We start from the raw sequence: 14,611 nt of genomic DNA on the forward strand, positions 1-14,611 counted from the left end.
CTGATCTCACAACCCCAGAACGCCAATCGTAAAGTTCTGATACATGCCCCACAGTGAGGTGATCAAAATCGAAATCATACCGATGATTTGCGTATAAATTCGACACCGCGTCAGCGTCTTGGACACGATCTCAAGCGTGGCTTCCTGCCGCTGCAACTTTCGGGCGGCACCGATATTGACCAACGTCACCAAACATAGCGGAAACAGCAACAAAAACACCGCCTGCGCAAATTCGAGGCCATAATAGAAACCCATTGTCGCCAGCCCGGTGAACAAAAAGCAGCAGATCGCCAGAATCACCAAGCCGGACGCATCCACGATATAAAGCAGCCGGTTCACGTTGATCCGCACGATGTCCAGCAAATCCCGCTCGGTCTGCCCGCCAACCCGGCGGGCGCGCACCACCAGGTCATAGGGAACCCCCATGGCCCAATGACTTGCCGAAGACCACAACACCGCCAATCCGATCCAGAACCACAGATTCGAAAAGCTGCGCATGTCGATGATTTCAAAAATCGAAGAGTAAATGTCCAAGCGTCAGCCCTTTTGCATTTTGTCTTTAGGGAGCTTCCTTGCACACACGCGACTATCGTTACCCTTGAGACTACCGGCATTTCATGCCACCCAATGCAGGAATATTCAAGGAGAGCGCGCCATGAAACCGACCATTGCCCCCTATCCCCTGACCCGCTTCCGCAGGGCGCGGCAGTCTGATCCGATCCGGCGGTTGGTGCGCGAAAATACCCTGACCACAGATGACCTGATCTGGCCGGTTTTCGTACGCGACGGTGAAGGGATCGAGGAGCCCGTCCCCTCGATGCCCGGTGTTGTCCGTCGGTCAGTTGATCTGATTGCTAAGGCGGCGGTCGAGGCGCAGGCGCTTGGAATCCCTGCGATCTGCATCTTTCCTTATACCGATGCCAGTCTGAAAACCGAAGACTGCGCCGAGGCGTGGAACCCCGACAACCTGTCAAACCGGGCGATCCGCGCGATCAAGGCGGCGGCTCCGGACATCGCGGTCATGACCGACGTGGCACTGGACCCCTATAACATTAATGGCCATGACGGGTATGTGGTCGATGGCGAGATTGTGAATGATCAGACCCTCGATGCGCTGGTGAAAATGACGCTGGCACAGGCAGAGGCCGGGGCCGATATCATCGGGCCATCGGACATGATGGACGGTCGCATCGGTCAGATGCGCCGCGCGTTGGAAGCCGCCGGGCATAAGAATGTAATGATCCTGAGCTATGCCGCGAAATATGCCAGCGCCTTTTATGGCCCGTTCCGCGATGCGGTCGGCGCATCCGGCGCGCTTACGGGGGACAAGAAAACCTATCAGATGGATCCGGCAAATTCGAACGAGGCGCTGCGGCTGATCGAGCGCGATCTGACCGAAGGCGCCGATATGGTCATGATCAAGCCCGGAATGCCCTATCTGGATATCTGCCGCCGAGTAAAAGACACGTTCGGCGCGCCGACATATGCCTATCAGGTATCCGGAGAATACGCGATGATCCAGGCAGCGGCGCAGAATGGCTGGATCGATGGCGAAAAGGTCATGCTGGAAAGCCTGCTGGCCTTCAAGCGTGCGGGCTGTGACGGTATCCTGACCTATTTCGCACCCGAAGTCGCCCGGCTGATGCAGGGTTAAAAGCTGAATTTCCTGCGAATTTTTGCCGATTGAGAGCGGGTGAAACCACAGTTTCCCGTGACACGAGGTCGTATTCGGCGTAATCTCGCACACAAGATCGGGTCCACCCGACACTTCAGGCAGCTATATACAGAGACATAAAAACCATGAGCAGTTCCAATTCCCCTCGACTGAGCCGTCGCGGCTTTGCTTTCGGCATGGCCGGTCTGACAGTGACCGCCGCCTGCGGCAATGGCGTCGGAAACTCGAACGCCGCCACGATTGATGCGCGCGTCGATGCCACCCTGAACGAGATGTACAGCCGCTATCCCAACACGGTTGAGCTGGCGAACAAAGCCAACGGCATGCTGGTCATGCCCCTGATCACCGAAGCCGGGTTCGTGTTCGGCGGCGGATACGGGCGCGGCGCATTGCGCATTCAGGGCGCGACGGTCGATTATTACTCGGCTGTAAAAGGCACCGCCGGTCTGCAAATCGGCGCACAGCAATACGCCCATGTGCTGTTCTTCATGACGGAAGAGGCACTGAACGACTTCCGCCGCTCCAGCGGCTGGACTGCCGGGGCAGATGTTGGATATGTGCTGACCGATCAGGGCGAGAACATATCGACCGACACGACGACATTGCTGAACCCCGTTCTTGCGGCCGTTTTTGGTCAGGCCGGCCTTCAAATCGGCGCGACCGTTGACGGAACCAAATACACCCGCATCATTCCCTGATCGCCACCCCTTTCAAAGTGCCCCGCTACATCTTGTGGCGGGGTTACGTTTTTCCGGCTTTCAGACGCAAATTCCTGTAGCAGCCCCTTTTGATCCGCCGAGGCATCCACTAACCTCCGGGCAAGAGCAAACTGTGAACTGGGTACACCGATGGGTCTTGTCTTTCGCTGGCTGATACGTATTGCCACCGGCCTGATCCTGCTGATCGTGGCAGCGGTGGGACTGGTCTATTTCCTCGCCAGCCAATCCCTGCCCGACTACGACCAGTCGCTTGAGGTTTCCGGCCTGAACGCCCCCGTCGAGATTGTCCGCGACACAGCCAACGTCCCGCATGTGCTGGCGCAGAATGACCCCGACGTGTTCTTCGGGTTAGGATATGCCCATGCGCAGGACCGGTTGTGGCAGATGACCATTCTGAGGCGCACGGCGCAGGGCCGCTTGTCCGAGATTTTTGGCCAGCGTACGGTGCCCATCGACAAATTGCTGCGGCGGTTCGATCTTTACGGATTGGCGCATCGCTCGGTCGAGGTTCAGGACGACTACACCAAGGCTGCTTTGCGCGGCTATGCCGCCGGAGTGAACGCCCGGCTGGACGAGATCAACGAGATGGCGCTGGGACGCGGTGCACCCGAGATGTTCCTGTTCAACGTCCCGGTTCCGCCCTGGCAGCCCGGAGACAGTCTGGCGATCATCAAGCTGATGGGTCTGCAACTGTCCGGCCATCTTCAGGATGAGGTGCTGCGCGCGCGGACGTCGCTGATGCTGGATGACCCGGCCCGGTTGGTCGATATCCTTCCGGATGTACCCGGCCCGGGGATCGCTGCTCTGCCCGAATATGCAGACCTGTTTTCCAACCTGCCCCGATACGCTTCGGGGACACCTATGCCTGATACGCTTTTGTCACCGTTTCCACGCCGCGGGCTGGCTGGCGCGTCCAATGCATGGTCTGCGGCGCCCTCGCGATCTGCCACCGGCGGCACGCTTCTGGCCAATGACCCGCATCTGGGATTCACGGCCCCCGGCACATGGTATCTGGCGCGGCTGGAATTGGCCAAGGGTGGCGTGATCGGCGCGACGATCCCGGGCGTCCCGGCGATCATGACCGGACGCAGCGACCGTCTGGGATGGGGGCTGACCTCATCCTATCTGGATGATCAGGACCTCCATATTGAGCGGCTGAATCCCGACAATCCCGAAGAATACCTGACGCCAGAAGGGTACAAGACCTTCCGCAGCCGCCCCTCGATCATCGAGATCAAGGATGCTGCCCCGGTGACCCTGACACTGCGCTGGACCGAAAACGGCCCGGTCCTCCCGGGCACGCATTACGATCTGGATACGATCACTCCGCCCGGCCACGTGGTCTCGCTGTCATGGAGCGCACTCAGCCCGCGCGACACCTCGATGACCGCATCGATGGCACTGATGAACGCCGATACCGTGCGGCAGGCCATTGTGGTGGCCGAGGATTTTCTTGCGCCATCACAGAACTTGTCGCTGGTGGACAAGACCACGATCGGCATGAAGCTGATCGGCGCGATGCCGCAGCGGGACCTGAACAACCAAAGCCGGGGCCGGATTCCGACACCCGGCTGGTTGAACCGCAATCGCTGGCAAGGCCGCCTGCCCTATGCCGACAATCCCGAATTCGTGGCCCCTGTCGGCGGCGTGTTGGGCAACACGAACAATAAGATCATCGACCGCCCGTTTCCCAATCACGTCTCGTTCGAATGGGGTGACACACAGCGGGTAAATCGTTGGGAACGGCTGATGCAATCCCGCGAGGTCCACACCCGCGACAGCTTTATCGAAGCGCAGCTGGACACGGTCAGCTTCACCGCCCGCTCGCTGCTTCCGCTCATCGGGGCCGACCTGTGGTTCACCGGCGAATCCGCGCCGGACGGCACGCCTGAACGCCAACGTCAGATCGCGCTGGACCTGTTGGCCAACTGGAATGGCGAGATGAACGAACATCTGCCCGAGCCTCTGATCTACGCCGCGTGGCTGCGCGCGTTGCAAATCCGTCTGATCGCTGATGAGCTGGGGCCGTTGGCCAGCGATTACAAACATGTCGAACCGCTGTTCATCGAACGTGTCTACCGTGACATAGACGGCGCATCCGCCTGGTGCGATGTCCGGCAAAGCGCGCCGGTCGAGACCTGCACCGACATGGCCCGGCTGGCGCTGGATGACTCGCTGATCTGGATTTCCGAACGCTATGGCAGCGCGCTGGAATCTCTGCGGTGGGGCGATGCCCATCAGGCAACCCACGATCACCCCGTTCTGGGCGAAGTGCCGGTATTGCGGTTCTTCGTCAACATCCGCCAGTCGACCAGCGGCGGGGACAACACGCTGTTGCGGGGACGCACTTCGGGCGAAGGGCCGGACCCGTTTCAAAACGTCCATGGCGCAGGCTATCGGGGGGTCTACGATTTCGCCGATCCCGACAGTTCGGTGTTCATCACCGCAACCGGCCAGTCCGGCCACTTCCTGTCGCGCTACTATGACGATCAGGCACAGCTGTGGCGACGCGGCGAATACATACCGATGTCACTGGATATTGACCTGGCCCGCGCCGCCGCGGTTGGCGTCACCACGCTCGTGCCCCGGTAGCGTTCCCCCGTTCGGCAAGACCCCGCCCCTTTTTGGCGCAGTCGTGGACGGAACGCGGCGATTTGCCTACGATCCAAAGGCAGAGGGTCTTTTTCGGGGGCGCAAATGGCCAGCATTCAAGATACGCTGAACAATCTTGCACGGGACTATGCCATCGCATGGAGTTCAGGTGATCCTGATGCCGTGGCCGGGTTTTATGCGCCTGACGGACAAGTCTCGATCAACAGGGCCGAGCCCGTCGTCGGACGCCCGGCGATCGCCGAAATGGCACAAAGCAACTTTGCAGAGCTCCCGGATATGGAATTTCGCTGCGATATGATGCGGTGGGCAGGAACACACGCGATCTTTGTCTGGACCCTTGAAGGCCACCATTCCGAAACCGGCAATCACGTCGTTGCGCGCGGTTGGGAAGAATGGGATCTGACTCCGGATTTCAAGGTTCAGACCTCATTGGGCTGGTTTGATGCAGAAGATTATCAACGCCAGATCGATGGAAACTGACGCGCCTACTCGGTTGTCATCTTGTAGCTTCGGGGCAAGCCCTGCGTGATCCTGAACCAGTCCGAGGCCTGCGTGCGCTGTTGATGAGCGTCAAAAGCGGCCTGATCCTCAAACACTTCCGAGACATTGAACCGTCCGGGGTGAACCGGATCCCCGGTAACTTCGAACAGATGACATCCGGGTTCTGCGCGGGTCAGCGCGATATGGGCAGGTAAGGCAGCGCGCACCTGTTCCAGACGGTCACCGGGCACCGTGATATGCCCTTTCAGAAACACTCTGGCAGTTTTCTTTTCAGTCACGAACGGTCCTTGCTATCGGGCCTAAGACATCAGATCGCGGCAAACTGCGCGGCCTGCTTGTCTGTCCACAGCACGGTGATTTCAAACCCGTTTTCAGTCTGTTCTTCCGACCGGACGACATCCTGACGAAACAGCCACGCCCGCTTGTCGCCCTCGGCAAAGCTGAGAGTGACAGTGCTTTCGTGCCGCGCGCCCTGCAGTTTTGTCGCGATCTCGGACAAAAGAGGCTTAACACCCTCGCCGGTCACAGCCGAGATGGCAAAGATCGCAGGGTCCCGATCTGCACGGGCCATGGCCGCTTCGCGCCCGTCGGGAGCCAGCAGATCGATCTTGTTCCAAACCTCCAGCCGGGGGCGGTCCTCATCCACACCCAGCGAGGTCAAAATGGTTTCGACATCCTGCGCCTGTGCCTGCGAATCCTCGTGGCTGATGTCGCGCACATGCACGATCAGATCAGCGCCCAGCACCTCTTCCAGCGTCGCGCGGAAAGCGGCAACCAATTCGGTCGGCAGGTTCGAGATAAAGCCCACAGTGTCCGACAGGATCACCTCGGGCCCGTCTGGCAGCTCAACGCGCCGCATTGTCGGATCGAGCGTGGCAAACAGCATGTCTTTTGCCATCACCTCAGCCCCGGTCAGGCGATTGAACAGTGTGGATTTCCCGGCGTTTGTGTAGCCGACCAAAGCGACAATCGGATAGGGCACCTTGGCCCGTGCGGCGCGATGCAAGGTCCGCGTCTTGACCACTTTCTGCAATTGCCGGCGCAAGCGCACCAGTTGTTCATCAATCGCGCGGCGGTCCGCTTCGATCTGCGTCTCGCCCGGGCCGCCGACGAACCCCAACCCGCCACGCTGCCGCTCGAGGTGGGTCCAGGCCCGCACCAGACGCGTCCGCTGATAACTGAGCGCGGCCATCTCGACCTGCAACACACCCTCGCGCGTGCGGGCGCGGTCACTGAAAATCTCAAGGATCAGTCCGGTCCGATCCAGGATTTTGACGTTCCAGGCTTTTTCAAGGTTTCGCTGCTGAACCGGGCTTACCGGCCCATCGATCAGAACCAGTTCCACCTTGTTGTCGTGCAGTCGCTCGGCCAATTCTTCAATTTTGCCGCTGCCAAACAGCAGCCCCGGCTGCGCACGTTGCAGGCGCACGATTTCAGAGCCCACAACATCCAGTTCGGGCAAAGCAGCGGCCAAAGCCACTGCTTCTTGCAGCGCCGGTTCGGGGACACGGCGCTGTTCATCTGACTTGATTTCCGGATGCAGCACCCAGGCGCGGGTGCGCAGCCTGTCATGTTCCATCAAGAGGCGTCTTCGCCCTCATACAAGTTGATCGGTTGAGACGGCATGATGGTCGAAATCGCATGCTTGTAGACAAGCTGCGACTGTCCGTCACGGCGCAACAGAACGCAAAAATTGTCGAACCAGGTGATCACACCCTGCAATTTCACGCCATTGATCAGGAAAATCGTGACCGGGACTTTTGCTTTCCGTACATTATTTAGGAACGCGTCCTGCAGATTCTGTCTGTCCGAAGCCATAGTGTTATAATCTCGCCATTGTTCTTGCTACGCGCTGCGGACCAACGCGCTCCCTCTGGCACACTATGGAGCGGTGCGCACAGATATTCCAGATGAAAAATCAGTCCCTAACGACAATACGATGACCCAAGGTCAATCCCGCCACAGCGAGGGTGTAATCAGGGCAATAATCGCCAGGGCTTCCAACCGACCGATGACCATCGCGGCGCATAAGGTCAGTTTCGCGGCCTGTGACAGGTCAATCAGTCGAATGGGATCGTCGGTTGCCAGCTCGATCAGCGGTCCGGTTGTGCTGAGTGCGGCGACGCTGAGGACCATCGCGTGTTCGAACCCAACGCCCATTGCTGCCAGCAACAAGTCAAAAACGGCCAGAGTCAGGGCGAACATCATCAGAAAGATCCAAGCGATAAACGCGCCGTCGCTTTGGATGCGGCGATTGCCGCCCCCTTCCCCGCTGACCGACGAAGGATAGATCAGCCGGTCAATTTCGCGCTTGCCATTAAGATACAGCGCGAACACGCGCAGCAGCTTGACCCCTCCGGCAGTTGTGGCCACGCCCCCTCCGATCAACGCGAGGCCCATCAGGATCAGGCCCGGTGTGCCCAGACCAGACAGCTGTTGCGCATCATTCCAGTGAACGCTTTCAAACCCTGCGGTTGTCAGGAACGACATCACCGTGAAGATCATCCCCCAGGTCACGCTCAGGGCTTGCAGGGGCGCAATCTGCCCCCCCAGTTCCGCAACACCGGCCCAGGTTCGGATAAACAGCAATGCGGCCACTGTCAGAACTACAAAAACGCCAATCCGGAACTCGGGGTCTTTGTCCAGTCGCGAGAACCCGGTTGCGGCGGTATCTGCCGAAAATGTCAGGCGCGACAGGGCGAAAAACAGGAAAAGGAACAGGATCGCTTCGCCCGTGAACCCGGCGGTTGACCCTTCCAGCCCGCCCACCGGGGAGATCCCCGACGTCGCCATAACCGACATGGCGTGGCAAACCGCCGCCAGCCCCTGTTCGCCCGAGATCAGCAACAACAGGCAGACAACCGCTGTCAAACCGGCATAAACGGGGGCCAGGGTCCAAGTCACCCGGATCAACAAGCCTCGGGGGTCCGTTTTTTCGCTTTGCGCCACGCCCGACACCGGACGCCCGGGCTGACCACGGGCGGTCACCTCGAACCCGCCCAGCGACAAGGGCGCCAGGATCGCCGCCGCCGCGATCCACATCAGCAGACCGCCCATCCACCCCACCAGCGCACGCCACAGATGCAGTGGCGCGGACAGACGTGCAGGATCGGGGAACAGGTTCGCGCCGGTCGTTGTCAGCGCACTGACCATATCGAAATACGCATTCAGAAAGCTGGTAGTGGCCAAGGCCTCGTGTAACGGAATGGCCAGAAACGCGGGCAGGATCGTGAAAGTGGCCAGCAAAGCCGCCAATTGCCCCAATGTCCCGCGACGCGGTTGGCGGTTCATCATCGCAAGCGCAATGATCGACACCGCAAACACCCCTAACAAGCCGGAATAGAAGAACGCGCGCGAGGTCGGGTGATCGTCCATCATCAGCGCGAATATGGCCGGAATCCACATCAACAGCGCTGCGATACCCCAGATCAGCAGGATCAGCGGCAAACGCCGTATCACCCCGATCTGCTGTCTACGCGCCTGTAACATCAGAAGAAATCAATCGAGACCTGCATCAGACGTTCAACTTCGGGAACGTCGTTGGCCATCGCAAAAATGGCCACCACATCCTTTTCCTCGATCCGTAAACTTCCTGTGGGGCGCACCAGTTCATCCCCCTTACGCACCGCTCCGACCAGAACGCCTTCGGGAAAGTCGATATCGCGCAACCGCTGCCCCGCCATGGGAGAGGTTGATAAGACCTCGGCTTCGATCACCTCGGCCTCTGCATCACCGATGGAATAGACCTGCCGCACGCGCCCGTGCCGGATGTGCCGTAGGATCGAGCTGACCGTGGTGGCGCGCGGATTGATATAGGCGTCGATACCAAGCGGCCCCATCAGAGCCACCATGCTGGGGTCGTTGATCAGCGCGATGGCCAGCGCACAGCCTTCCGCCTTGGCGCGCACTGCGGCCAGCATATTTGCCCTGTCATCATCGGTCACGGCCAGCATCGCATCTGCCCGCTCGATCCCCGCCTCGCGCAGCAGCGCTGCATCCAGCCCGTCCCCGTTCAAAACAATTGTCCGTTCCAGAGTTTCGGCCGCCAATTCGGCGCATCTGCGATCCCGCTCGATGACCTTGGCGCGCACCCGGCTTTCCCGCTCTTCCAGCGACCGCGCGACCTCTAGCCCGACATTGCCACCACCCACGATGACAACCCTGTCTTGCTTGCGTTGCGCTTTGCCGAACACCTCCATCGTGCGATCAACGTCGTTGACGTTGGAAAAGACATAACATTCGTCGCCGACAAACAGCTGATCCTCGGATTCCGGGGCAAACAAAGTCCCCTCGCGCCGAACCCCGACCACAATCGAGCTGAGCGTCGAAAACAGATCGGTCAGTTGCCGCAGCGGCGTGTTCACGATCGGGCAATCCTCATCCACGCGGATGCCCAACAGCTGCGCCTTGCCGTCCATGAAAATCTCGGTGTCGAAAGCCGATGGGGCCGACAGACGTCGCATCGCCGCCGCCGCCACTTCGCGCTCGGGGCTGATGACGACGTCGATGGGCAGGTGATCGCGGCGGTAGAGGTCTGAATGGATAGCCTGCAGATAGGATTTCGACCGCAGGCGCGCGATCTTGCGCTGGATCGAAAACACCGAATGCGCCATCTGACAGGTGACCATGTTCACCTCGTCCGAATGCGTGGCAGCAATAATCATATCCGCATCGCGCGCGCCCGCCCGTTCGAGCACATCCGGGTAACTGGCAAAGCCCGCGATCCCCTGCACATCCAGCGTCTCGGTCGCGCGACGCACCAGATCGGGATTGTTGTCGACCACCGTCACATCATTCAGTTCACCCGACAGGTGACGCGCAATCTGCCAGCCAACCTGACCAGCGCCGCAAATGATGACCTTCATGTTTATGGCCCTTCTGCCTGAACGCTTTGAATGACAGATGCCCTGAAAGCGGTCAATTGAATTGTCACCCTGCCCGAACTACGGCAGGATAAGCCTATGAAAACAGTGACACCCCTGCTTGTTCCCCTGATGCTGCTGTCCGCCTGCGGTCCGTTGTCGATGTATTATCGCGAGGGCGAAAGCGTGTCCCGGTTGCAGACCGAAACCACGGCCTGTCAGGTTGAAGCCCTGAAAGACGCGCCTGTGGCCAATCAGGTCCGCCAAAGCCCGCCAACCTATTGGCCGGGGCGGACATATTGCGACAGTCGCGGGCGGTGCTATCGCAACCCCGGCTGGTGGCAGCCGGGCAACATCTACACCGTCGATGCCAACAAAGGTCTGCGCAACAGGGTCGAGGCACAATGCATGGCGCAAAAGGGCTTTCGCCCGGTCAGCCTTCCACCCTGCAAACAGCGCGTAAAATCGCGCGTGCCCGCCACACGCACCACTACCCTGCCACCAATTGGGCCCGAGTCTTGTTTCGTCAAATTCGACGACGGGTCGTTTCAGATCATCACACCCGGACAGGCGGGTTGACCCGGCAGATCACTCTGCCGGTTCCGGTTCGTCAATTTGCGCCACTCGCGCACCGGATTTGTTCGAGGTAACAACACCCAGCGATTTCAGCTTGCGATGCAGCGCACTGCGTTCCATCCCGACAAAGCTGGCGGTGCGGCTGATATTGCCCCCGAACCGGTTGATCTGGGTCAGCAGGTATTCACGTTCAAATGCTTCTCGCGCTTCGCGCAGCGGCAAGGTTGCCAGTGCCCCGGACAGGACCACGCGACCTGAATCGTCGGATTTCTCTTCCTCGCTGGGCAGCTCACGCGCCTCGATCGGGCCGGTTCCGTCGCCAAGGATCAACACCCGTTCAATCAGGTTCTTCAACTGACGCACATTGCCGGGCCATGTCATCGTCTGCAGCAATGCTATTGCCTCATCTGACAATTCACGCGCCGGCAGGCCTTGGGATTCGTTGCACATTTCGATAAAGTGCTGCGCCAATACCGGAATGTCTTCGCGCCGCTCTTCCAGCGATGGCACCGCAATCGGCACCACATTCAGGCGATGGTACAGCTCTTCGCGAAAGCGATCAGCCTCGATCTCCGCCTCAAGGCTGCGATTGGTCGAAGAGATCACACGCAGATCAACCCGTACTTTGTCCGTGCCGCCCACACGCTGGAATTGCTGATCGACCAGAACCCGTAGTATCTTGGATTGTGTGCCCAGGGGCATGTCAGCGACCTCATCAAAGTAGATGACACCGCCATGCGCTTCTTCCAACAGGCCCGATTCCACACCGCGTTCCGAGGACTCGCGTCCAAACAGAACCTCTTCCATCCGCTCTGGTTCAACCCCTGCGCAGTTTACCGTCACGAACGGCGCATTTGCGCGGTTGGAATGGGCATGAATATAGCGCGCGGCGATTTCCTTGCCCGACCCGGCGGGGCCGGTCAGCATCACACGGCCGTTCGATTTGGTCACCTTGTCCAGATGGCTCTGCATCGCGCGGAACGAGGCCGATTTGCCGATCATGTCGGAACAGCTGACCTCTTTGCGCTTTAGCGAGGCGTTCTCACGCCGCAGGCGCGAGGTTTCCATGGCGCGGCGGATCACCACCATCAATTGATCAATGTTGAAGGGCTTTTCAATGAAGTCATATGCACCCTGTTTGATGGCTGCCACCGCAATCTCAATATTGCCGTGGCCCGAAATGATCACCACCGGCACATCAGGGTTGTCACGTTTGACCGCCTTCAGAATGTCGATCCCGTCCATGCGACTGTCCTTCAGCCAGATATCAAGGATCAACAAGCCCGGCGGTTCGGCATTGATTGCGGCCATGCAATCGTCCGAGTTGCCCGCCAGCCGGGTGGAATAGCCTTCGTCCTCGAGAATATCGGACACCAATTCGCGAATATCGCGTTCATCGTCTACGATCAGAATGTCGCTCATCTTTGGCCTGCTTTCAGTTTGTTTGTATCTATTGCCTGCTTGGGTGGCGCGACGGTCGAGGCATGTGCAGCCCCGGGCAAACGGATCACAGCCATCGCGCCGAAATGGTCTTGTCCGTCAAAGGTGGGCGCGTCTTCCAATGTCAGCGCTCCGCCATGTTCTTCGATAATCTTCTTCACGATCGGCAGGCCAAGGCCCGTACCCTCGTCCCGCGTTGTCACATATGGCTCAAACAGGCGGGCCCGGTCTTCGGGCAGGCCAATGCCATTGTCCATGATGGTGATAATCGTGCCCGCATCATCGCTGGAGACCGAGACCTTGATCTGCGGTTTCAGGTTATCGGGTGCACCCTTTTCCTTAAGTGTTTCAATTGCCTCACCGGCATTCTTGATCAGGTTTGTCAATGCCTGGCTCAGCATGGTGGCATCCACGTCAGCAGCAATCGACCCGTCCGGCAAATCCGCGTCTATCTGCACGTCAGGCTGACCGGCCTGCTGCAGCAAAACGGCCTCGCGCACCAGGGCAACGATATCCTCTTCCTGCCGTTTGGGCTCGGGCATTCTGGCGAATTTCGAGAATTCATCGACGATGCGCCGCAGATCCGTTGTCTGCCGAACAATCACATCCGTCATCGAAACCAGCGTATCGCTATCCTTCTCATCCAATTTAGACGAGAACTTTCGCTTGATGCGCTCAGCACTCAGTTGGATGGGGGTCAGGGGGTTCTTGATCTCATGCGCAATCCGGCGCGCCACGTCGCCCCAGGCTGCCATACGTTGCGCACTGACCAGATCGGTAACATCGTCAAAAGCAAGCACATAGCCTTCCAGCCCGCCGTCCTCGCCCCGCCGTGTTGCCATACGTACCAGCAGGTTTTCAAGACGGCCCTTGCGGGTCACCTTGATCTCACCCTGAACCGCTTCCTGCCCGCTATCCTTGAGGGTTTCGAACAATGGCAGGAACTCCGGTACAGCGATCCCAATGGCCAGATGCTCTTCGCCGCGCGACCAGTCCAAGAGCCGTTCCGCCGAGCGGTTGACCATCGTTACGCATCCTTCGGGATCTACACCGACGACACCTGAGGTCACCGAACTGAGAACCGAGTCGAACAACCTGCGGCGGCGCTCGATCTGACGGGTGTTTTGCAGCAGCGTGTCACGCTGGCCTTTCAACTGGCGTGTCATCTGGTTGAAATACCGGCCTAGCATCGCGATTTCATCGTCGCTGGCCTCTTCAAAAACCTGAACGCTCAGATCACCAGCACCAACGCGCTGCGCGGCGGTCGTCAGGCGCCCGACCGGGCGGGACAGACGTTCGGCAAACCACATCCCCAGCGACATGGCGGCCAGAATAAGGATCACCGCAAAGCCCAGATACAGCAGGCCGAATTCAAACAGCACCCGCCCGCGTTCACTTTCCAGCTGGCTATAGAACTGCGCGGTTTCCTTAGTATCGTCCAGCAAGGTCAGCAATTGCCCGTCCACCTCGCGACTGACATACAGGTAGCGGTCCAGATAGGCCTGCAATGACACCAATGCGCGGAATTCGTTATTCTCCCAATCGGCAATAATGACCAGGCCCTGATCATTGGCCTGCGCCATTTCCTCTGCCGTGGGCGGCTCATAGTTGAACAGATAAGACCTGTCCCCGCGCGAGCGGATTTCACCGGCTCCGTCAATAACATAAGCTTCGCGCAGGCCCCTTTGAATCTGCGCCTGCCCTTGCGCCAGAACTTCTCTCAATTCCGCGTCTGAAATATAGAAATCCAGTGCCCTGGCATTGTCCAGAAACCGCGCCAGAACGGCAGCATCCTGAGTCAGACCTTGCCGGTGTTCCTGTTCATAGGCTTCGGCCGCAGTCAGGGATGAGCCGACAACTTCGCGAACCCGCTCCGAGAACCAGCCCTCAAGCCCGATATTCACCGTCAGTCCAGCAAATATCGCAACCGTCACGGTCGGCACCAACGCGGCAAAGGTAAAGGCACCGATCAAGCGCAGGTGTAGGCGTGAGCCCGCGGATTTCGCACGTCGCGCTGCAATCAGACTGCCCAACTGCCCCAGAACAAGCGCTGCCACCACAAGAACATAGACCAGATCGGCCAGCAGGATCAGGCGCAAGGTCGGGGCCGTCGCCCCAAGGTCAAAGGGACCGATGACAAGATAGGTTGCAAGCGTCAGGATCGGACCCAGAATAACCAGACCCAAGGTTCCGATATTGCGCATTTTTCGTGACTTGCGCCACCG

Annotated in this window: 13 protein-coding genes; 5 read left to right on the plus strand and 8 right to left on the minus strand. The window is 59.2% G+C overall.

Annotated elements, in window-relative coordinates; translation table 11 throughout:
• Positions 1-6 precede the first annotated feature (6 nt).
• Positions 7-534: a component of SufBCD complex gene (locus tag ACRZ9X_RS00435; protein WP_480515113.1), complete on the minus strand. Its 528-nt coding sequence runs from the start codon at positions 532-534 to the stop codon at positions 7-9.
• A gap of 121 nt (positions 535-655) precedes the next feature.
• On the opposite strand from ACRZ9X_RS00435, the gene hemB reads away from it, so the two are divergent.
• The 4 genes from hemB (at position 656) to ACRZ9X_RS00455 (ending at position 5,487) form a co-directional block, all read left to right on the plus strand.
• On the plus strand, positions 656-1,654 hold the full coding sequence (hemB, locus tag ACRZ9X_RS00440; protein ID WP_480515115.1) for a porphobilinogen synthase: 999 nt from the start codon (positions 656-658) through the stop codon (positions 1,652-1,654).
• Positions 1,655-1,800: 146 nt separating this feature from the next.
• Positions 1,801-2,373 carry a lipid-binding SYLF domain-containing protein gene (locus ACRZ9X_RS00445; protein WP_480515116.1) on the plus strand — a complete coding sequence of 191 codons (573 nt, stop codon included), beginning with the start codon at positions 1,801-1,803 and terminating at the stop codon, positions 2,371-2,373.
• 150 nt (positions 2,374-2,523) lie between these two features.
• Complete coding sequence (locus ACRZ9X_RS00450; RefSeq protein ID WP_480515118.1) at positions 2,524-4,986, plus strand: penicillin acylase family protein; 2,463 nt, start codon at positions 2,524-2,526, stop codon at positions 4,984-4,986.
• Between the two features lie 105 nt (positions 4,987-5,091).
• The gene (locus ACRZ9X_RS00455; RefSeq protein WP_480515120.1) at positions 5,092-5,487 is read left to right on the plus strand and encodes a nuclear transport factor 2 family protein; all 396 of its coding nucleotides are present in this window, start codon (positions 5,092-5,094) and stop codon (positions 5,485-5,487) included.
• A gap of 5 nt (positions 5,488-5,492) precedes the next feature.
• Here the strand turns inward: ACRZ9X_RS00455 and ACRZ9X_RS00460 are convergent, their stop codons facing one another.
• The 5 genes from ACRZ9X_RS00460 to trkA form a co-directional block, all read right to left on the minus strand.
• Positions 5,493-5,786 carry a putative quinol monooxygenase gene (locus tag ACRZ9X_RS00460; RefSeq protein ID WP_480515122.1) on the minus strand — a complete coding sequence of 98 codons (294 nt, stop codon included), beginning with the start codon at positions 5,784-5,786 and terminating at the stop codon, positions 5,493-5,495.
• 29 nt (positions 5,787-5,815) lie between these two features.
• Entirely contained in the window at positions 5,816-7,087 is a 1,272-nt protein-coding gene (hflX, locus tag ACRZ9X_RS00465; RefSeq protein ID WP_480515124.1) for a GTPase HflX, read from the minus strand.
• Positions 7,087-7,326: an RNA chaperone Hfq gene (hfq, locus tag ACRZ9X_RS00470; protein WP_005982826.1), complete on the minus strand. Its 240-nt coding sequence runs from the start codon at positions 7,324-7,326 to the stop codon at positions 7,087-7,089. Before hfq ends, hflX begins: the two co-directional genes overlap by 1 nt.
• A 132-nt stretch (positions 7,327-7,458) precedes the next feature.
• The gene (locus tag ACRZ9X_RS00475; protein WP_480515126.1) at positions 7,459-8,997 is read right to left on the minus strand and encodes a TrkH family potassium uptake protein; all 1,539 of its coding nucleotides are present in this window, start codon (positions 8,995-8,997) and stop codon (positions 7,459-7,461) included.
• Positions 8,997-10,373, minus strand: a complete 1,377-nt coding sequence (gene trkA / locus ACRZ9X_RS00480) for a Trk system potassium transporter TrkA (protein ID WP_480515128.1) — start codon at positions 10,371-10,373, stop codon at positions 8,997-8,999. The genes ACRZ9X_RS00475 and trkA overlap by 1 nt, the downstream gene beginning before the upstream one ends.
• Positions 10,374-10,469: 96 nt before the next feature.
• On the opposite strand from trkA, the gene ACRZ9X_RS00485 reads away from it, so the two are divergent.
• Positions 10,470-10,949: a hypothetical protein gene (locus ACRZ9X_RS00485; protein ID WP_480515130.1), complete on the plus strand. Its 480-nt coding sequence runs from the start codon at positions 10,470-10,472 to the stop codon at positions 10,947-10,949.
• 9 nt (positions 10,950-10,958) lie between these two features.
• On the opposite strand, the gene ntrX is transcribed toward ACRZ9X_RS00485, so the two are convergent.
• Positions 10,959-12,368 carry a nitrogen assimilation response regulator NtrX gene (ntrX, locus tag ACRZ9X_RS00490; protein ID WP_480515132.1) on the minus strand — a complete coding sequence of 470 codons (1,410 nt, stop codon included), beginning with the start codon at positions 12,366-12,368 and terminating at the stop codon, positions 10,959-10,961.
• Positions 12,365-14,590, minus strand: a complete 2,226-nt coding sequence (locus ACRZ9X_RS00495) for a sensor histidine kinase NtrY-like (RefSeq protein ID WP_480515885.1) — start codon at positions 14,588-14,590, stop codon at positions 12,365-12,367. Before ACRZ9X_RS00495 ends, ntrX begins: the two co-directional genes overlap by 4 nt.
• Between the last annotated feature and the right edge of the window lie 21 nt (positions 14,591-14,611).

This window comes from Ruegeria sp. AL1, from assembly GCF_056540905.1.